Annotated in this window: 16 protein-coding genes and 1 riboswitch; of the genes, 11 read left to right on the forward strand and 5 right to left on the reverse strand. The window is 72.8% G+C overall.

Translation table 11 applies throughout. The features are described from left to right. On the forward strand, positions 1-1,275 hold the full coding sequence (locus tag ABZT14_RS17205) for an ATP-binding protein (protein ID WP_356302922.1): 1,275 nt from the start codon (positions 1-3) through the stop codon (positions 1,273-1,275). Here ABZT14_RS17205 and ABZT14_RS17210 read toward each other — a convergent pair. After that, a complete protein-coding gene (locus tag ABZT14_RS17210; RefSeq protein ID WP_356302924.1) occupies positions 1,201-1,752 on the reverse strand; it encodes a GtrA family protein in 552 nt (183 codons plus the stop codon). The genes ABZT14_RS17205 and ABZT14_RS17210 overlap by 75 nt on opposite strands. Positions 1,753-2,235: 483 nt before the next feature. On the opposite strand from ABZT14_RS17210, the gene ABZT14_RS17215 reads away from it, so the two are divergent. The 6 genes from ABZT14_RS17215 (at position 2,236) to ABZT14_RS17240 (ending at position 9,481) form a co-directional block, all read left to right on the forward strand. Beyond that, positions 2,236-3,363: a 5-(carboxyamino)imidazole ribonucleotide synthase gene (locus ABZT14_RS17215; RefSeq protein WP_356303137.1), complete on the forward strand. Its 1,128-nt coding sequence runs from the start codon at positions 2,236-2,238 to the stop codon at positions 3,361-3,363. Positions 3,364-3,425: 62 nt separating this feature from the next. Then, the gene (gene purE / locus ABZT14_RS17220) at positions 3,426-3,923 is read left to right on the forward strand and encodes a 5-(carboxyamino)imidazole ribonucleotide mutase (RefSeq protein WP_356303140.1); all 498 of its coding nucleotides are present in this window, start codon (positions 3,426-3,428) and stop codon (positions 3,921-3,923) included. A gap of 86 nt (positions 3,924-4,009) precedes the next feature. Continuing rightward, positions 4,010-5,224 (forward strand): dipeptidase, encoded by a 1,215-nt coding sequence (locus tag ABZT14_RS17225; protein WP_356302927.1) that lies wholly within the window; start codon positions 4,010-4,012, stop codon positions 5,222-5,224. A gap of 321 nt (positions 5,225-5,545) precedes the next feature. After that, a riboswitch (cyclic di-AMP (ydaO/yuaA leader) is annotated at positions 5,546-5,695 on the forward strand. Positions 5,696-5,700: 5 nt separating this feature from the next. After that, complete coding sequence (locus tag ABZT14_RS17230; RefSeq protein WP_356302930.1) at positions 5,701-6,870, forward strand: transglycosylase family protein; 1,170 nt, start codon at positions 5,701-5,703, stop codon at positions 6,868-6,870. Between the two features lie 353 nt (positions 6,871-7,223). Continuing rightward, complete coding sequence (locus tag ABZT14_RS17235; protein ID WP_356302933.1) at positions 7,224-7,790, forward strand: DoxX family protein; 567 nt, start codon at positions 7,224-7,226, stop codon at positions 7,788-7,790. 38 nt (positions 7,791-7,828) lie between these two features. Continuing rightward, positions 7,829-9,481, forward strand: a complete 1,653-nt coding sequence (locus ABZT14_RS17240; protein ID WP_356302936.1) for a helix-turn-helix domain-containing protein — start codon at positions 7,829-7,831, stop codon at positions 9,479-9,481. Between the two features lie 293 nt (positions 9,482-9,774). Here ABZT14_RS17240 and ABZT14_RS17245 read toward each other — a convergent pair whose 3' ends face one another. Then, on the reverse strand, positions 9,775-10,014 hold the full coding sequence (locus tag ABZT14_RS17245) for a hypothetical protein (protein WP_356302939.1): 240 nt from the start codon (positions 10,012-10,014) through the stop codon (positions 9,775-9,777). Further along, positions 10,014-11,378 (reverse strand): PspC domain-containing protein, encoded by a 1,365-nt coding sequence (locus ABZT14_RS17250; protein ID WP_356302942.1) that lies wholly within the window; start codon positions 11,376-11,378, stop codon positions 10,014-10,016. The genes ABZT14_RS17245 and ABZT14_RS17250 overlap by 1 nt, the downstream gene beginning before the upstream one ends. Before the next feature lie 177 nt (positions 11,379-11,555). On the opposite strand from ABZT14_RS17250, the gene ABZT14_RS17255 reads away from it, so the two are divergent. The 4 genes from ABZT14_RS17255 to ABZT14_RS17270 all read left to right on the forward strand — a co-directional run bounded on the left by ABZT14_RS17255 (position 11,556) and on the right by ABZT14_RS17270 (position 16,837). Continuing rightward, positions 11,556-12,782 carry a serine/threonine-protein kinase gene (locus tag ABZT14_RS17255; protein ID WP_356302945.1) on the forward strand — a complete coding sequence of 409 codons (1,227 nt, stop codon included), beginning with the start codon at positions 11,556-11,558 and terminating at the stop codon, positions 12,780-12,782. Positions 12,783-13,727: 945 nt separating this feature from the next. Continuing rightward, on the forward strand, positions 13,728-14,756 hold the full coding sequence (locus ABZT14_RS17260; RefSeq protein ID WP_356302948.1) for an FkbO/Hyg5 family chorismatase: 1,029 nt from the start codon (positions 13,728-13,730) through the stop codon (positions 14,754-14,756). A 132-nt stretch (positions 14,757-14,888) separates the two neighbouring features. Beyond that, on the forward strand, positions 14,889-16,148 hold the full coding sequence (locus ABZT14_RS17265) for a PspC domain-containing protein (RefSeq protein WP_356302951.1): 1,260 nt from the start codon (positions 14,889-14,891) through the stop codon (positions 16,146-16,148). Further along, positions 16,145-16,837: a response regulator transcription factor gene (locus ABZT14_RS17270; protein ID WP_356302954.1), complete on the forward strand. Its 693-nt coding sequence runs from the start codon at positions 16,145-16,147 to the stop codon at positions 16,835-16,837. The genes ABZT14_RS17265 and ABZT14_RS17270 overlap by 4 nt, the downstream gene beginning before the upstream one ends. Before the next feature lie 63 nt (positions 16,838-16,900). On the opposite strand, the gene ABZT14_RS17275 is transcribed toward ABZT14_RS17270, so the two are convergent. Together ABZT14_RS17275 and ABZT14_RS17280 are read right to left on the reverse strand one after the other, a co-directional pair. Continuing rightward, positions 16,901-17,116 (reverse strand): DUF397 domain-containing protein, encoded by a 216-nt coding sequence (locus ABZT14_RS17275; RefSeq protein WP_356302957.1) that lies wholly within the window; start codon positions 17,114-17,116, stop codon positions 16,901-16,903. Continuing rightward, positions 17,079-17,969: a helix-turn-helix transcriptional regulator gene (locus ABZT14_RS17280; RefSeq protein WP_356302959.1), complete on the reverse strand. Its 891-nt coding sequence runs from the start codon at positions 17,967-17,969 to the stop codon at positions 17,079-17,081. Before ABZT14_RS17280 ends, ABZT14_RS17275 begins: the two co-directional genes overlap by 38 nt. Positions 17,970-18,055: the final 86 nt, after the last annotated feature.

The raw sequence follows: 18,055 nt of genomic DNA on the forward strand, positions 1-18,055 counted from the left end.
GTGCGTCGGCGGCTGATCCAGTCCACCCTGGCCGTGGTGCTGGTGGTGATCTCGGTGTTCGGTGTGTCCCTGGTGCTGGTGGAGGCGCGGACCATCGAGACAGGTATCCGGGACAACGTGAACGCCGAGGCGGTGCGGCTGGTGTCGGCCGTGGAGAACCGTATGGCCGCTGGTGAGGAGATCACCGCGGCCTCCCTGCGTCCCCAGCTGACCGGCCGCCGGTACGCCCGGATCAAGGTGCCCGGGCAGCGGGTGGTGGAGGTGGGGGCCCGTCCCGGGGGTGAGGTGATCGAGTCCCGGCAGTCGGGGGGCCGTGGGGCCACGGTGGTGGTACGTCAGTCGCGGGACGTGGTGACCTCGGAGCTGGTGCGCAGCCTGTGGGCGATCCTGGCGGTGGCGGCGCTGGCGGTGTGCGCGGCGGTGCTGTTGGCGATGCGGCAGGCGCGCAGGGTGGCGGCTCCGCTGGTGGATCTGGCGGAGACGGCGGAGCAGCTGGGGTCGGGGGATCCACGTCCGAGGCAGCGGCGGTACGGGGTGCCGGAGCTGGACCGGGTGGCGGACGTGTTGGACGCCAGTGCGGAGCGGATCGCCCGGATGTTGACGGCGGAGCGGAGGTTGGCGGCGGACGCCTCGCACCAGTTGCGTACTCCGTTGACGGCGCTGTCGATGCGGTTGGAGGAGATCGTGGAGGCGGCGCCGAGGGAGCCGGCGGCGGAGGGGGAGACCTCGGTGCGGGAGGAGGCGATGATCGCTCTGGCGCAGGTGGAGCGGTTGACGGACGTGGTGCAGCGGTTGCTGACCAACTCCCGTGATCCGCGTAGTGGCTCGGCGGTGGCCTTCGAGCTGGACGAGGTGATCCGGCAGCAGTTGGAGGAGTGGATGCCGGCCTACCGCAGTGAGGGTCGGGCGTTGGTGTGGTCGGGGACCAAGCGGCTGCGGGCGGTGGGTACGCCGGGGGCGGTGGCGCAGGTGTTGGCGACGTTGATCGAGAACTCGCTGATGCACGGCGGGGGCACGGTGGCGTTGCGGACCCGGGTGACCCGTAACCAGGTGGTGGTGGAGGTGTGGGACGAGGGTCCGGGGGTGGACCCGTCCCTGGGGTCACGGGTGTTCGAGCGGACGGTGAGTGGGCGCAACTCCACCGGCCTGGGGTTGGCGGTGGCCCGGGACCTGACGGAGGCGGACGGGGGCCGGTTGGAGCTACTTCAGCAGTTGCCGGCGGTTTTCGGCCTGTTCCTCAGCCGGGACGTCGAGGAGGTCCAGCGACGTTCCTGAGGGGGTGGGCCGGCCCTGGGCCTGGGGTTCGCCGTGGGGGCGGGGGAAGGTGCCGAGGGGGTCGGCGGGGGTGTCGGCGTCCTGGTGGGCGGGTTCGGGCCGGGAGGCGGCCGGGTCCTCGCGGAACACCCAGGTGCGGTAGGACCAGAAGCGGAAGGCGGTGGCCAGGCCCAGGCCGATGACGTTCTTGGCGACGTTGTCGGCGAGGGAGGAGGTGTAGCCCAGGCCGTAGTGGGACAGGGCGAGCATCCCGTTCTCGATGACGAGGCCGAGGCCGCTGAAGAACAGGAAGAGGGTCAGCTCGCGGTGCAGCCGGCTCTTGTCGGCGTGCCGGTAGGTCCAGTACCGGTTGCCGACGTAGTTGGTGCAGATGGCCGCCGCGGTGGCGAAGACCCCTGATCTGACCGGGGCCAGCTGGTAGGTGTGGATGCACAGGTTGAACACGGCCACGTTGACCAGCACACCGAAGGCACCCACGGTGCCGAACTTGGCGATCTCTCGTGCCAGCTGAGTCAGCCGGGTACGCAGCCCCGGCCCGTCTCCCCTACCGATCGCGCATCGCCCCGTTCGTCGTGGTTCTCTCCACCGCCGCTCCGGCTGGTGGCCGGTGCCTCGCGGTGGTCGTCCGTCGGGCCATGGTAGCCAGAGCGCGAGCGGGGTCGCGCGCCGAGCGGCAAACCCTCACAGGACGGGGACATTCCCCGCGCTCCCCCCGTCGTTCACCCGCCGGCCGGCTCGCGTGCTCCGGGTGTTCGCCGGGCCACGGTGGGTGGGCGTCGGCCCGGGGTGCCGTAGCGGGCGGATGGCGGGGGCCCCGGGGCGTCAACGTGCCGGTGCGGGGCGGAGGTTGGGGCGCGGGCCGGTCGCCGGGTGGGCGGGCGCGCCGGTGGGGTGCCGCCCCGGCGTCGGGCGCCGTGGCCGGCGGATACGCTGTGGCGCGTGACATTCCCGGTAGTCGGCATGGTGGGCGGCGGCCAGCTCGCCCGGATGACCCACGAGGCGGGCATCCCCCTCGGTGTGCGGTTCAGGCTTCTCTCGGACGGTCCCAGGGACTCGGCGGCCCAGGTGGTGCGGGACGTGGTGGTCGGTGACTACCGCGACCTGGACACCCTGCGGTCCTTCGCCCGGGGCTGCGACGTGGTGACCTTCGACCACGAGCACGTACCCACCGAACACCTGCGCGCCCTGGAGGCGGAGGGGGTGGCGGTGCGGCCCGGCCCGGACGCGCTGCGGTACGCGCAGGACAAGGGGGCGATGCGGGCCCGGCTGACCGAGCTGGGGGTGCCCTGTCCCCGGCACCGGATCGTGGCGGACCCGGCCGAGGTGACGGCCTTCGCCACCGTCGAGGAGGGGGCGTCGGGGTTCCCGGTCGTCCTGAAGACGGTGCGTGGCGGCTACGACGGCAAGGGCGTGTGGCTGGTGCGCGACGAGGCGGAGGCGGCCGAGCCGTTCCGTGCCGGGGTGCCGGTGCTGGCCGAGGAGCGGGTGGACTTCGTCCGGGAGCTGGCGGCCAACGTGGTGCGGTCGCCGCACGGGCAGGCGGTGGCGTATCCGGTGGTGGAGTCGGTCCAGGTGAACGGGGTGTGCGACACGGTGATCGCGCCGGCTCCGGGGCTGTCGGAGGAACTGTCGGCGCGGGCTCAGGCGTTGGCCCTGGGGATCGCCCGGGAGCTGGGGGTGGTGGGTCATCTGGCGGTGGAGCTGTTCGAGACGCCGGACGGGCGGGTGCTGGTGAACGAGTTGGCCATGCGCCCGCACAACTCGGGCCACTGGACCCAGGACGGGGCGGCCACCTCGCAGTTCGCCAACCACCTGCGGGCGGTGCTGGACCTGCCGCTGGGGGACCCCAGGCCCCGGGCCCGGTGGACGGTGATGGCGAACGTGCTGGGCGGGGACTACCCGGACATGTACGGGGCCTATCTGCACTGCATGGCGCGGGACCCGGGGTTGAAGATCCACATGTACGGCAAGGACGTGAAGCCCGGGCGCAAGGTCGGCCACGTCACCACCTACGGCGACGACTTGGACCAGGTGCGGGAACGCGCCGCCCATGCGGCCGGCTATCTACGAGGGACGATCACCGAGTGAGCCACCCACAGCGCGAGCGGTCCGAACCGTCCGAACGACCCGGTCCCCTGGTCGGGATCGTGATGGGTTCGGACTCGGACTGGACGGTCATGGAGGCCGCGGCCCAGGCCCTGGACGAGTTCGAGATCCCCTACGAGGTGGACGTCACCTCCGCCCACCGGATGCCCCGGGAGATGCTGCGGTACGGGGAGGAGGCGGCCTCCCGGGGGCTGCGGGTGATCGTGGCGGGCGCCGGGGGCGCGGCGCACCTGCCGGGGATGCTGGCCTCGGTGACCCCGTTGCCGGTGATCGGGGTGCCAGTGCCGTTGAAGTACCTGGACGGCATGGACTCGTTGCTGTCCATCGTCCAGATGCCGGCCGGGGTGCCGGTGGCGGCGGTGTCCGTGGCCGGGGCGCGGAACGCCGGGCTGCTGGCGGCGCGGGTCCTGGGCGCCCATGACGCCGATCTGCGCGAGCGGTTGGAGCGGTTCCAGCAGGAGCTGGGGGAGCGGGCCGCGGAGAAGGGGCGCAGGCTGCGGAGCCGGGTGGCCGGTAGCGGCGGCTTCGGCTTCGGCGGCTGAGCACACGGGTACGGATCACCGGCCGGCGTCCTCCTGGTGGGGGCCGGCCGGTGGCGTTGACGGGCGAGTGGAGACGGGAGACCGGTATGACCCTGGGCGAGGACACCCTGCGGCGGGCGCGTGAGCTGTTGGCCGAACACCCGGTGGTGGACGGGCACAACGACCTGCCGTGGGCGCTGCGTGAGCAGGTCGGCTACGACCTGGACCGGCGGGACGTCTCCCAGGACCTCAGCGCCCATCTGCACACCGACCTGCCCCGGTTGCGGGCGGGCGGGGTGGGCGCCCAGTTCTGGTCGGTGTACGTGCGTACCGACCTGGCGGGGGACGACGCGGTGAGCGCCGTACTGGAGCAGGTGGACGTGGTGCGGCGGCTGGTGGAGCGCTACCCGGACGACCTGGCGCTGGCGTTGACCGCGCGGGAGGTGGAGGAGGCCCGGGCCGCCGGGCGGATCGCCTCCCTGATGGGTGCCGAGGGCGGGCACTCGATCAACAACTCGCTGGCCACCCTGCGGGCGTTGTACCAGCTGGGGGTGCGGTACATGACCCTCACCCACAACGACAACGTGCCCTGGGCCGACTCGGCCACCGACGAGCCGGCGGCCGGTGGGCTGACCCGCTTCGGTGAGGAGGTGGTGCGGGAGATGAACCGGCTGGGGATGCTGGTGGACCTCTCGCACGTGGCGGCCTCCACCATGCGGGACGCGCTGCGGGTGAGCGAGGCGCCGGTGATCTTCTCGCACTCCTCGTCCCGGGCGGTGTGCGACCACCCGAGGAACATCCCGGACGACGTGCTCCAACTGCTGGCGGACAACGGGGGCGTGGCGATGGTGACCTTCGTGCCCAAGTTCGTGCTGCCGGAGGCGGTGGAGTGGAGCGACCGGGCGGACGCCCACCTGCGGTCGCTGGGTCTGCACCCGCTGGACGGTACGGAGCGCGGGGTGCGGGCGCGGCGGGAGTTCGAGGAGGCGAACCCCCGGCCGGAGGCGACCGCTTCCACGGTGGCCGACCACCTGGACCACATGCGCCAGGTCGCCGGGATCGATCACCTGGGTATCGGCGGGGACTACGACGGGGTGCCCTTCACCCCGGCCGACCTGGGCGATGTGTCCTGCTATCCACGGCTTGTGGGCGAGTTGTTGGCGCGTGGCTGGTCCGAGACGGACATCGGCAAGGTCACCTGGGGGAACGCGGTCCGTGTCCTGGGCGAGGCGGAGGGGGTCGCGCGTGAACTGTCCGCGCGGCGCGGACCGTCGATCGCCACCCTCTCCCAACTCGACGCTCCGAGCGCCCAGAACGGGTAATTCGGACTCCCGTGACGCAATTCACCCCGCCTTCGGGCGGGGTGATGTCCGTTGCGCGCCGTTTGTTTTCCTCCCGCGCCATTCCCCTTGCTGGGGGCGGTAGTTGAGGAACGGCTTCCGTTCGTGCCGGTGGCCGCGCGTCGGCGTCGTCCGCCGTTCGGTCACTCCATCGGGTCGTCCTGGGTTAAATGTCTATTTCGCTCTCACGTTCAACTTCCCCGAGCCGCTTGTTTCGTCGCATTTTCTGCGTTTAACGTTCAGCTCCGCCGCTACCCCAAAGTGGCGGTCCGCTGCCGGACGCCGAATCCTGCCGGCGGCAGCGGATCCCAGACGTCACGTCTAACGGCAGGAGCGGGGGACCCAAGGTAAGTGCCGGACCCACGGGCCGGCTTGGGGTGAAGCCACCGAGAGGTGGCCGGGCAACTCCAGCCCGAACCCGACAGCTCACCTCGCAGGCGTCGGAGAGGAGCACCACTATGTCCGGACGCGGACGCCACCGGCGGCCACGCGACAGCCGCCTCAACAAGAACGTCACCCGCATCTCCGTGGTCGCCGCCGCCGGCGGGGTCACGACCATGGTCGCCGGCGCCAACGCCCAGGCCGCTTCCGTCAGCACCTGGGACAAGGTCGCCGAGTGCGAGTCCAGCGGCGACTGGAGCATCAACACCGGCAACGGCTACTACGGCGGGCTCCAGTTCGCCCAGAGCACCTGGGAGGGCTTCGGCGGCAGCAAGTACGCCTCGCGGGCCGACCAGGCCAGCAAGTCCCAGCAGATCGACATCGCGGAGAAGGTGCTGGCCGAACAGGGGCCGGGCGCCTGGCCGCTGTGCGGTCCCAAGGCGGGGCTCGCCAAGGGCGGTCCCGCCCCGGGTGTCGACCCGGGTGGCGAGTCCAAGCCCACCACGCCGGCCAAGCCCAAGGCCCCGTCCAAGCCCGAGCGGCCCAAGGGCGACCAGGCCAGCAGCCACGGCCGCAACGGTGAGTCCTACACCGTGGCCAGCGGCGACACCCTGTTCAAGATCGCCAAGGCCCAGGACGTACAGGGCGGTTGGGAAGCGCTGTACGAGGACAACCGCCAGGTCATCGGCGGCGACCCCGACGTGATCATCCCCGGCCAGAAGCTGAGCGTCGACGGTGGCCCGGCCAAGTCGGAGTCCAAGGCGACCCCGAAGAAGTCCGGTCCCAAGCACGCCAAGCCGAAGCAGTCCAGCGACCAGGCGTCCGCCCCCAGCGGCAACTCCTCCGGCTTCCAGGCTCCGGTGAACGCCCCGACCAGCACCGCCTACCGCGCGTCCGGCGGCTCCTGGTCCAGCGGTTACCACACCGGGGTGGACTTCTCGGTCTCCAGCGGCACCAGTGTCAAGGCCGTCGGCCAGGGCACCGTGGTGTCCGCCGGCTGGGGCGGCTCCTACGGCAACCAGGTCGTCATCAAGCACTCCGACGGGCGCTACAGCCAGTACGCCCACCTGTCCTCGCTGTCCGTCAGCGCCGGGCAGACGGTCAGCGGTGGCCAGCAGTTGGGGCTGTCCGGTTCCACCGGCAACAGCACCGGTCCGCACCTGCACTTCGAGATCCGTACCGGTCCCGACTACGGCTCGGACATAGACCCGCTGGCCTACCTGCGCGGTAAGGGCGTCTCGCTCTGACCCACGCCGGGAGGTCGACCGCTCCTCTCCGGTGCGTCGAGGCCCTCCCCGCCCTTCCCAGGGCGGGGAGGGCCTTCGCGTGCGCCGGTGGCCCGCCCGATCCGGTACGGGTCCGGTGAGGGAGCAGGTGTACGAGGGCCCCCGCCTGGTACCCGCCCCGGTGGGCGACCGGCCGACCCGGTCCGAGGCTCCCGTGTGGCGTCCCCCGTACCGCGGGGCGGATTCGGGGGCTTGGCCCGGACATCCACGTGCTTGGCACGGATAGTCGCAACCTTGAGACGTGGACGCCCCGGGCAGAATGCCGGCACAGCCGGACACGTACACGTGAGCGACCGGGAGACGGGAGTGGGGCCATGTCTCTGGCGGACCGCATGGGCGGCGAGGGCGGTGGGCCGAAACCCATCAAGGGGGTGAACGGCCCCGGCGGCCTCGGGGGCGGCGGCCTCCGGGACACCGCGGCCCGGTACGCCCTGCTCCCCCTGCGCCTCTTCCTCGGAGTCACCTTCGTCTACGCCGGCCTGGACAAGCTCACCGACCGCGCCTTCTTCGCCTCCTCCGGCACCGGCTCCCTGGCCGCCACCCTGGACGGGGTCCGCGACACCGCCGCCCTCCCCTTCCTGGTGGAGCTGGCCCAGCGGAACCCCGAGGGTTTCGGGTACGCCATCGCCCTGGGAGAACTGGCCGTCGGACTGGGCACCCTGCTGGGCCTGTGGTCCCGGGTGGCCGCCCTCGGGGGAGCCCTGATCTCGCTCACCTTCTGGCTGACGGTGAGCTGGTCCACCGAGCCGTACTACCTGGGCAACGACCTGGCCTACCTGATCGCCTGGCTGCCCCTGCTGCTCGCCGGAATCCCCCGCCACTCCGTGGACGCGGTACTGGCCGCGCGCCGGAGGCGGAAGGGGAGGGTCATCTTCGGGTAGGGCGTACGGGGTGGACCGCCTCCGGTTACCGTGACCGCATGGGAGGCAGGGGCGGGGCGGGAACGACGGACACGGCCGGACCCGGGGAGGGCCGGATCGGCGGACAGCGGGGAGCGGCCGGTACCGGTGCCGGCTCCCCGGACCACAGCGACGCGTCGGGCGATGCCGGAGCCGCCTCGGCCGCCGCGACCCTCGCGCGCCTGACGGCCGGCCCCGAACCGGTCGCCCGGGTACTGGACTGGCTCGGCCGCCGCTGTCCGGGCACCGCGACCCTGCTGTACGCCGACGGCACCCCCGCGTACCCCGCGCACCACACACCCCCGGAGGAACTGGCCGACCTGGTGCGCGCGGTACACCGCCAGCGCACCCCCTCCACGGTCCGGGGACTGGGCCGGGACACCGTCCACGTGGTCGCCCTGGGCACCCCCGCCGACAGCGCCCAGCGCCCCGACCTGCCCTACCTGACCCTGGTCGAGGTAGCGCCCAACACAGCGCCCGGTGCGCTGACCAGGTCGGAGGGGGCACCCCGGGGCGCCCCGCTCGCCGAGGCCGCCCGCGCCCTGGGCGTGGCCTGGCGCCTGGAGGAGGCCGACCGGCGCTGGCAGCGGGCCTGGCACGCCGAGGCCAACAGCCGGGAGACGGTGCTCCAGTTGCTGATGGCCGGGCAGATCGTGATGGCCCAGCGGGTCGCCCGGATAGTGGACCGCGGACTGCCGGAGCTGTGCTGGCTCCAGGTGATCGAGTGCCCGGACGGCGACCGTGGCCGGATGGCGCTGCTGGTGGAGCGGGCCAGCGAGGGCCGGGCCTGGTGGGCGCCCTGCTCGGTGCGGCCCCGCCACCTGATCACCCTGGTTCCCGCCTCGGAGGGCGGCGACGTGGCCGTACTGGCCCGGCGACTGTTGCACCTCGAACCGCACTGCCGGATCGGCGCCAGCGAACCCTCCACCCTGCCCGAGGCCCCCCTCGCCTACGAGCAGGCCTTCCACGCCCTGGCCGTGGCCCGCCAACTCGTCGACGGCCACGCCCGGTTCAGCCCGGACGCGGCACCGATGCCCCGGGTGAGCGCGGAGGCCCGCCGCTGGGCGGACGCCCTGCTCCAGCCGGTCGCCGGCCACGTGCCCCCGCGCCGCGCCGACCCCGACGGTGGGGAACTGATGGCCACCCTGGCGTCCTGGCTGAGCTTCGCCGGGGCCGCCAACCACCACCTGAAGATCCACCGCAACACCCTCAGCGCCCGGGTACGGCTGCTGGAGCACCTGTTGGGGAAGGACCTGGTCGGCTCCCTGGCCGACCAGTCCGCCTGCTGGCTGGCGCTACGGCTGCTCCAGGCCCCCTCACCGGCGCCATCCACCGGACCGGATGTCGACCCGGACGCCGACGCGGGTGCCGACGCGGGTGCCGCGCCGGACGTTCCGGCGCCCACCCTGGAGGCGTTGCTGTCCACCCCGGAGGTCGTCAAGTGGGCCCGTACCCAGGTGGCCCCGCTCTCCCCGGAGGCGTTCACCACCGTCCGGGAGTGGCTGCGCGCGGACGCCCGACTGCCGGTCGCCGCACGGGAGTTGGGGATCTCGCTGCCGGGGGCCCGCAAGCGGCTGGCCCGGGTGGAGGAGCGGCTGGGGCGCTCCCTGCTGCGGGCTCCCAGCGCCCGGCACCAACTGTGGCTGTCGATGCGAGCACTGGGGCAGCTGTGACCCCGGTGGCCCTCACTGTTCGGGAAGAAACCGCCGGTCCCGGTCACTGTGCGAACTGTTCCTGGTGACCGCCGGCCCGCCCGGTCTACCTTCGTGGTGGCCCTCTTCGGGCCTACCCGGGCATCCAGACCCGTGCCACCGCCGGTTCTGTCAGGCTCCCCTCGGTACGGGTCTGGAGGCCTCACCGTGGCGAGCGGTCCGCCCACCGGTCGCGGTGGCGTGGGGTCGCCCGCCTCCCCCGGTCCGCAGCGCGGTGACGGGGGTGCCGCGCTGCGGGCCTTCGCACCGCCCGGTCAGCGGCTGGCCGACCCCGGTCCCGTCTTCCCGTCGCGCTGGCCGGACACCACCCGTCCGACCAGCCAGCCGAAGACCACCAGCAGCCCGGAGGCCAGCACCCCCGCCGGGGCCAGCAGCCACAGCAGCGGCTCGGACGGGTGGAGCACCCCCGTGGCGTCCAGGACGTAGACCAGCCCCACCGTTGCCAGCAGCAGCCCCACCAGCAGCCGCGTCGGTCGGAAACCCCGCCGCCCCATCAGCGCCCCACCCTCTCGTCCCTGGTGATCGGGGTGATCCGCTCGCCCTCGCGGGCGAGGGACACCTGGCCCCAGGACACCTCGGCGTCCAGCCGCAGCACCCCGTGCGGCTTCTCCCCGCGCTGGGGGCTCAGCCGCAGCCCCTCGTGCTCCACCCGGGGGCCGTTGCGGAACCCGTGCCGCCGCTGGGCGTCCTGGGGGAGCCGCAGGTCACCGAGCCCCACCCGTACGTCGAGGATCACCGTCATCTCGTCCGGCACCGTGACCAGCACCTGCCCGGCGCCCACCCGCATCCGGGTGCGCACGGTCTCCTTGGCGCCGGCCCGCAGGTCGGTCAGGTCCAGTTCGGCGACGCCGGTGCCCACCTCGTAGCGCGGGCGTACCTGCTCGGTACGGGTCGGCGCCCAGTGCGCGTCCCGTACGTCGGTGGTGACCGCCTCCGGGATCAGGGCGGCGCCGGCCAGCAGCCCACTGGTCACCACCACCACGAACACGGTGCCCCCGCCGACCCTGCCGACGAAGGCGCTCAGCGCCAGCCCCAGGCCCAGCACCACCAGGGCGCTGCCCAGGCCGACGGCCAGGGTGGCGCCCAGCGGGCTGTCGTGCCAGGTGGTGCCGGTGCCCACCACGGCGGCGGCCAGGGCCAGCAGGCACAGCGGGCCGCCGATGCTCAGCCGCTGGGGGCCGCGCTCCCGTTCGGGGGCCGAACCCTTCGGGGGCGGTGGCGGGTTGGCCTCGGTGGCGGTGGCGTCCGGTGGGCCCCACAGGTAGCCGGTGGAGGCGCCCGGTTCCTTGGTGAGGGGCTCCCGCCACCAGGAGGGCCCGGAGGGTACCGGCGGTGCCTGGGTCTCCGGGGGCGCCACCGCCACCGCCTGCGCGGTGGCCCCGCCCATCTCGCCGCCCCCGGCCCCGAACCGCTCGGCCCGGTGCCGCCGCCGCGACCACACGGCCGCGCCCCCCACGGCGGCGGCCAGCATCATGGCGAAGGGGGTGCCGGCTCCCGAGGAGGCCAGCGACAGTCCGCACCCGGCCAGTGCCAGCAGTACGGCGGCCAGACCGTTGCCGCCCACCCGGCCGGTCAGCAGCTTGCGGCCCTCGTTGTCCTCCTCGCCCTCCAGGGGGAGCAGCAGCCAGGCGAACCCGTAGCCGATCAGCCCCAGGCCACCGGTGACGCTGAGCACGCCCACCGCGATGCGGAAGATCACCGGGTCCAGGTCGAAGTACCGGCCCATACCGCCACACACGCCACCGGCGACCCTCAGGTCCCGGCTGCGGGTGAGCCGCCCCGTGTCGGGGGGCGGCGTTCCGGCACCGGGGCCCGGGGGGCTGTCGGTGTCGGTTCCTCCCCGCTGCTCCTCGCTCATGGGTCCATGGTCCACGGTCGGCGGGCCGCTGGGCACCGTGGGTGACCCTGGACGGTCCCTGAGATCCGGCGGCCTCGTCCCGGAGGGGCGGTGGGGGCCCGGGGTTCGGGAGAATCGCCCACTGTGGCCCACGGTGGCTCCCGGCTAGGGTGACCTCCGCACACAGGGGAGTCGTGGATGGCGGAACTTGCTCAGATAGGACGGCTGATCGCGGACCGCTATCGACTGCGGGCGCTCATCGGCCGGGGCGGTATGGGGACCGTCTGGCTGGCCGGGGACGAGTTGCTGGGGCGGGACGTGGCCGTCAAGCGGCTGCGGTTGCCGGCTGAACTGTCCGCCGAGGAGCGGGAGCTGAGCTTCGAGCGCACCCGCCGGGAGGCGCAGAGCGCGTCCCGGATCACCCACCCGCACGTGGTGGCGGTGCACGACGTGGTGGATGACCCGGACACCGGCGGCCCCTGCCTGGTGATGGAGTACGTGGAGTCCACCAACCTCGCCGAGGTGCTGCGGGCCGACGAGCGGCTGCCGGTGGAGGAGGTGGTGCACATCGGCCTGGGCATGGTGTCGGCCCTGGCCGCCGCGCACGCCGCCGGGGTGCTGCACCGCGACATGAAGCCGGGCAACGTGCTGTTGTCCCCGGCGCGGCCCCCGGCGACCGGACGGTGGGGGAGGGTGGTCCTCACCGACTTCGGCATCGCCCGTACCAACGACAGCACCACCCTGACCCGTACCGACGAACTGTTGGGCTCCGTCTGCTACGTGGCCCCGGAGCGGGTACGGGGCCTGAGCGTCGGCCCTCCCTCGGACCTGTACGGGCTGGGCGTCACCCTCTACCAGGCGTTGGAGGGGCACCTGCCCATCGACCGGCCCGGCCTGATGGAGACGGCCATCGCGGTCACCGAGGAGGAGCCCCCGGTACCCCAACGAGCCGGCCCGCTGGGCCCGTTGCTCATGGCGCTGCTGCGCAAGGACCCGGTGTCCCGCCCCTCAGCCCAGGAGGTACGGGCCGAACTGCACGCCCTGAACGGGGCCCGCCACTCCCCGGCCCGTACCGACCGGGTGACCTCCCGGGCCAGCGGCCGGGTCACCCCGGGCGGCACCCCCGGTCGCGGCCACCGCGCCGGCGCGCGAACCGCGCTGCCCGACCGCGCGCCGGTGCCGGCCCGTACCGCGCAGCCCCTGCCCCCGGAGGCGCCGCCCCCACCGGAGCCCGTCGGGGCGGCCGTGGAGGGGGCCACCGGCGGTGCCCCCGCCCGGGTCCCCTCGACGGCGCTGGTACCGGTGGCCCGTGGGCACCGTCGCCGCGCCGCCCGCAGCCGGGCCCGGCGTCGCGCCCTGCTGTGGAGCGTGGCGGTGCTGGGCGCCGCCCTGGCGCTGTTCGCCGGCGTGCGGTGGCTGGTGTAGGGCGGGACCGTCCCGCGCCTCGCCCGCCCACGTACCCCACGGTGTCGACCCGTGCTCGCGGGGTGCCGGGTTGGCGGGTGCGTGTGGGGGTCGATCCGGGGCCGGGCCTCGGTGTGGGGTCGCGGTGCTGGGTTGTCGGGCGGGTGTGGGGCCGATCCGGGGCCGGGCCTCGGCGTGGGGTCGCGGTGCTGGGTTGGCGGGTGTGTGTGGGTGTTCGTGGTGGGTTCGGTTCGGGGTCGGGGTGCTACGGGGTTGTTGTTCGGGTCACGGTCACGGGGGTGCGTGCCGCACTGTGCGGGGGCGCTGCTCGGGGAGTGGTGAGCCGTCCGGGCCCTGGTGGGGTTCGGTTCGGGGCTGGGCCTCGGCGTGGGGTCGCCACGTGATCGCCGTGTGGGCACCGCACCGGCCCCCGCTCCACTCCGCCTTCCTCCCGCGGCGTACGCCACCGGAACGCGCTCACCGATCCCCCCGCGTGCCCCGGCGGGCTGGAGCGGGGGCGCCACCCCGGCCCGGCGGCCCCGCGAGTCCGGCCGGATGTGGAGCCGTCCGGGGTGGCGGGTCCACCGGACCCGTTCCCCTCCCTCCCCTGATGAGGAGTCAACTCTTTTGTGGCGCGCCCCTGTTGTGGAATGCTGATCGGCCCTTCGTTCGAGCGGGAGCGGGTCCGGCCGGGCCGTGGACGCCAGGCCCCGAGCACCGGGCCGGCCTCCCGTACGGGGCGGGAAGGCGGAGGGTTCGGGGGGAGGGAAGGGGAACAGGAAGTGGCGTGACCAGCGGGGGCGGGCGTACTGCTGCACGACGGCCGACCCCGCTCACCGGGTTCCCGGCCCCGGACGACCGCTGCCCCCATCGCCCCTCACGGCACCCCAGACGGAACGAGCGCCCCCGACTCCACGGTCCCGCCAGGAGCGGGTACGGCAGACGGAACCGACCGAAAGCGTGAGCATGAGCGACATCGTCACCACCGGAGCGCCACCCACCTGTTCGTTCCTCCCCCAACAGCCCTTACACGGCGGGGTGTTGGGCGCCGTCCACTTCGGTGACCGGGCCGCCGGACCGTCACTGACCGCCCCCGTCGGTGCCTCGCCCGACGCCGGCGCCGGTGTCTCGCTGGCCCTGCACACCGGCGGGGCCTCCGGCGCGGAGGGGTTCACCGAGACCTGGGCGGCCGAGGGGCCGGTCACCAGTGGCACGTACCAGGGCATCCACTACGCCCACGACGAGCGGAACCTCTTCTGCGCGGTCCGGGTGCCGGCCTCCCCGCGCTACGCGGAGTCCACCGAGCGGGTCTACGAGGGCTGTCTGAGCCTGGTGGAGTCGCTGGGGTTCGACTCGGTCTACCGCGTCTGGCACTACATCAGCGACCTCAACGGCGACAACGCCGACGGGCTGGAGGTCTACCGCGACTTCTGCCTGGGCCGGGCCCGGGCGCTGGAACGGCACGGCAGGACCCGTTCGATGCCGGCCGCCACCGTGATCGGCACCCATGGCGGGGGCCTGGTGCTGTACCTGCTGGCCCGTCGGGGCCCCGGCGCGGTCAACCTGGAGAACCCGGGGCAGACCCCGGCCTACGAGTACCCCGCGCGGTACGGGCCCCGCTCGCCCAACTTCGCCCGGGCCAGCTGGTTGCCGGGCACCTGCGGTTCCAGGGGGCACATGTACGTCTCCGGCACCGCCGCGATACTCGGTCACGCCACCATGCACCAGGGAGACGTCACCGCCCAGTGCCACCTCGCCCTGGACAACGTTGCCAGGGTGATCGGCCCGGACAACGCCACCCGGCACGGCCTCGACCACGGCTTCGCCCTGGACGACCTCCGCCTGGCCAAGGTCTACCTCCGCGCCGCCGAGGACCTGGAGACCGTACGGGGAGTGTGCCGCCAACGGCTCTCCCCGGGCACCGAGGTGCGCTACGTGGTGGGCGACGTCTGCCGCGCGGACCTGCTGGTGGAACTGGAGGCCGTGGCCTGGTGAGCGGGTGTGGTCCCGGCCCGGGAAACGCGGCCCCAAGAGGGGCGACCGTACCGGGGGTTGATCGTCCCCTCGGGGGTTCCTCGGGGGTCGTCCCTGATGTGCGGTGACCGGGACACGTGTGACGATCAGGGCATGAGCGTCCCCTCCGGTCTGACCACTCCACCGCCGGCTGAGGCCACCCCTCCCCGGAAGCTGTACCGCAGCGCGGAGGGGCGGATGCTGGGCGGGGTAGCCCGGGGGCTGGCCGGCCACCTGGCGCTGCCGGTGTCCTGGGTACGGGTGGTGATGATCGCCCTGACCATGGCCAACGGCCTCGGTGTGCTGGTCTACGCGGCGTTCTGGTTCCTCGTACCGCTGGGCACCGGAGGGGTGCAGCCACCCGGGCGGGACCGCGCGGACCGCTCGCAGAAGCGGGACCGGGGCCAGCTGCTGGCCATGGTGATCCTGCTGGTGGGCACCGGGGTGTTCGTCGACGACCTGCGCACCGGCTACCCCCGCATCTACCTCTGGCCGCTGCTGCTGATCGCGGCCGGCGTGGCCCTGGTGTGGCGGCAGGCCGACGACGCCCGGCGCGCGCACTGGGCGGACGTCACCCGCCGCAAGGGGCTGCTGCCCCTGGCCCGTAACTCGGCCGGGGTCGTGCTGGTGTGCGCCGGGGTCGTGGCGATCATCTTCATCCAGGGCAACTTCGCCCAGCTCGGCAGCGTGCTGACCGCCGCCGTGGCGATCCTGGTGGGGGTGGCGCTGCTGGTCGGCCCGTACCTGGTGACGATGGTGCAGGACCTGTCCGAGGAGCGGCTGATGCGTATCCGCGCCCAGGAGCGCGCGGAGGTCGCCGCCCATGTGCACGACTCGGTACTGCACACCCTGACCCTGATCCAGCGCAACGCCGACGACCCCGGACAGGTACGCCGGCTGGCCCGGGCGCAGGAACGGGAGTTGCGGGTGTGGCTGTACAAGCCGGAGGGCACCGGCAAGGACGAGGAGGACGAGGAACCGGACACCCTGGCCGAGGCGGTACGGGTGACCGCCGCCGAGGTGGAGGACCACCACGGGGTGCCGGTCGAGGTGGTGTGCGTGGGCGACTGCCCCCTGGACGAACGGCTGACCGCCCAGGTGCAGGCGGCGCGTGAGGCGATGGTGAACGCCGCCAAGTACGGTGGCGAGGGCGGGACGGTACAGGTCTTCGCCGAGGTGGAGGGCCGCACGGTCTTCGTGTCGGTACGGGACCGGGGCCCCGGTTTCGACCTGGACGCGGTGCCCGAGGACCGCATGGGCGTGCGGGAGTCCATCATCGGCAGGATGCGGCGCAACGGCGGTACGGCCAGGCTGCGTTCGGCGCCCGACGGTGGCACCGAGGTGGAGCTGGAGATGGAGAGGGCGGAAGCGTGAGCGAGCAGACGTCGGAGGCGCGTGAGGACGGCCGGGTGAGTGTGGTGCTGGTCGACGACCACCGCATGTTCCGGGCCGGGGTGCGCGCCGAGATCGGCCAGACCGAGACCACCGGGGTACGGGTGGTCGGGGAGGCCGGAGACGTGGACGAGGCGGTGGCCGTGATCCAACAGCGCCGCCCGGAGGTGGTGTTGCTGGACGTCCACCTGCCTGGTGGCGGCGGGGTGGAGGTGCTCCGTCGGGCCAGCGCGCTGACCAGCGCGGCCGAGGAGCCGGTACGGTTCCTCGCGCTGTCGGTCTCGGACGCGGCCGAGGACGTGATCGGGGTGATCCGGGGCGGTGCCCGGGGCTACGTCACCAAGACCATCACCGGGGCGGACCTGGTGGACGCGATCTTCCGGGTGGCCGACGGCGACGCGGTGTTCTCCCCGCGTCTGGCCGGCTTCGTCCTGGACGCCTTCGCCTCCACGGACGCCCCTCCGGTGGACGAGGACCTGGACCGGCTCACCGGCCGCGAACGGGAGGTGCTGCGGCTGATCGCCCGGGGGTACGCGTACAAGGAGATCGCCAAGCAGCTGTTCATCTCGGTGAAGACGGTGGAGAGCCATGTGTCGGCGGTACTGCGGAAGTTGCAGCTGTCCAACCGCCACGAGCTGACCCGCTGGGCCACCGCCCGCCGGTTGATCTGACCCGCGCGCCCGGTGCTCGGGGGTGGCCCACTTCGGCGTTGCCCCCCCCGGGCGCGCACGGTTTCAGCCCTTGAGGCCTCGCACGAAGGACGACCAGGCGCTGGGTGGGAAGACCAGAGGAGCCCGGCGCGTGTCCTTGCTGTCGCGGACCGGCACGACGGGGAAGCCGTCAGCGACCTCGACGCACGCGCCCCCCGAGCTGTTGCTGTGACTGGACTTGCGCCAGGCGGTGGCACTGAGGTCAGGACGGGGGAACATGAACGCCCTCCAGAAGGTCATGGATGAACTGTGCTGACGCAGCCGGCATCAGGCAGTGGTCGCGCAGGCGATCGTACATCCGCTGGAGGTACTCCACGGATGCGGATTTCTCTACCAGTTCGCCACCGTGCGTGTTCTCCACCCATGCCACCGTGTTGCCGGAAACCTCGCGCAGGAGATGCAGGTCCGTGGCGTTCAGCTCGCGGATGCCGGCGGAGAAGGGCAGGACCTGGATCGTGACGTTCGGCAGTTCCATGACGTCCAGCAGTGACCCCAGTTGTTCACGCCACCATTCGGGACGCGGCAGGGTCCGGTGGAAGATCGCCTCGTCCAGGATGGCGCGGACGTGGGGGGCGTCTTCGCGGGTCAGCAGTTCCTGGCGACTCATACGGGCTTCCACCTGCTGGGCGAGAGCCTCTGGCGCGATCTTTTCTCCCTCGTCCAGCTTCATTACCGTCTGGGCGTAACTCTCGGTCTGGAAAAGGCCTGGAACGAGTACGGGGGCGTACAGGTGGATGGCGCGAGCTTCGGATTCCAGCTGCATGAAACGCTGGTACTCCTCTCGGAACTGGGTCGGCACCGCCAGTTCCCAGAGTGAGAGGAGTAGAGGAGCTGAGCTGTAGTGGTGATCCAACGCTTCGACGATCTCGGGGGAACCAAGTGACTCGCCCCGTTCCACTCGGCTCAGGGTGGACTTGTCCCAGCCGAGACGTTCGGCGAGCTGACCGAGAGTCTCCCCGCTCTGGCGGCGCAGGATGCGTACCTGTTCGGCGAACCTCCGGCGAGGCTCGTTGCTCAGTCCCGTGATGGTCTTCCTCGGTGGCATCGGTCGCCGTCCCTCGCCGTGAGTTGCGTCTGTTGCGTTACCGGTCATCCTGGTGCGGTACGAGGCCAGTCGCTCCCCGAATTCCGAACCGTGCCGCATATTGATAGCACGTGGGTGTGGGCGGCGGTCCAGCT

The organism is Streptomyces sp. NPDC005438 (assembly GCF_040606315.1).
Classification (GTDB): Bacteria; Actinomycetota; Actinomycetes; order Streptomycetales; family Streptomycetaceae; genus Streptomyces.

Coding starts and splice junctions, on each gene's coding strand:
- ABZT14_RS17240 (WP_356302936.1), top strand. CDS start 7,829: ATGGGAGGCAGGGGCGGGGCGGGAACGACGGACACGGCCGGACCCGGG.
- ABZT14_RS17265 (WP_356302951.1), top strand. CDS start 14,889: ATGAGCGTCCCCTCCGGTCTGACCACTCCACCGCCGGCTGAGGCCACC.
- ABZT14_RS17245 (WP_356302939.1), bottom strand. CDS start 10,014: ATGGGGCGGCGGGGTTTCCGACCGACGCGGCTGCTGGTGGGGCTGCTG.
- ABZT14_RS17255 (WP_356302945.1), top strand. CDS start 11,556: ATGGCGGAACTTGCTCAGATAGGACGGCTGATCGCGGACCGCTATCGA.
- ABZT14_RS17215 (WP_356303137.1), top strand. CDS start 2,236: ATGGTGGGCGGCGGCCAGCTCGCCCGGATGACCCACGAGGCGGGCATC.
- ABZT14_RS17235 (WP_356302933.1), top strand. CDS start 7,224: ATGTCTCTGGCGGACCGCATGGGCGGCGAGGGCGGTGGGCCGAAACCC.
- purE (WP_356303140.1), top strand. CDS start 3,426: ATGGGTTCGGACTCGGACTGGACGGTCATGGAGGCCGCGGCCCAGGCC.
- ABZT14_RS17250 (WP_356302942.1), bottom strand. CDS start 11,378: ATGAGCGAGGAGCAGCGGGGAGGAACCGACACCGACAGCCCCCCGGGC.
- ABZT14_RS17275 (WP_356302957.1), bottom strand. CDS start 17,116: ATGACCTTCTGGAGGGCGTTCATGTTCCCCCGTCCTGACCTCAGTGCC.
- ABZT14_RS17280 (WP_356302959.1), bottom strand. CDS start 17,969: ATGACCGGTAACGCAACAGACGCAACTCACGGCGAGGGACGGCGACCG.
- ABZT14_RS17225 (WP_356302927.1), top strand. CDS start 4,010: ATGACCCTGGGCGAGGACACCCTGCGGCGGGCGCGTGAGCTGTTGGCC.
- ABZT14_RS17230 (WP_356302930.1), top strand. CDS start 5,701: ATGTCCGGACGCGGACGCCACCGGCGGCCACGCGACAGCCGCCTCAAC.
- ABZT14_RS17260 (WP_356302948.1), top strand. CDS start 13,728: ATGAGCGACATCGTCACCACCGGAGCGCCACCCACCTGTTCGTTCCTC.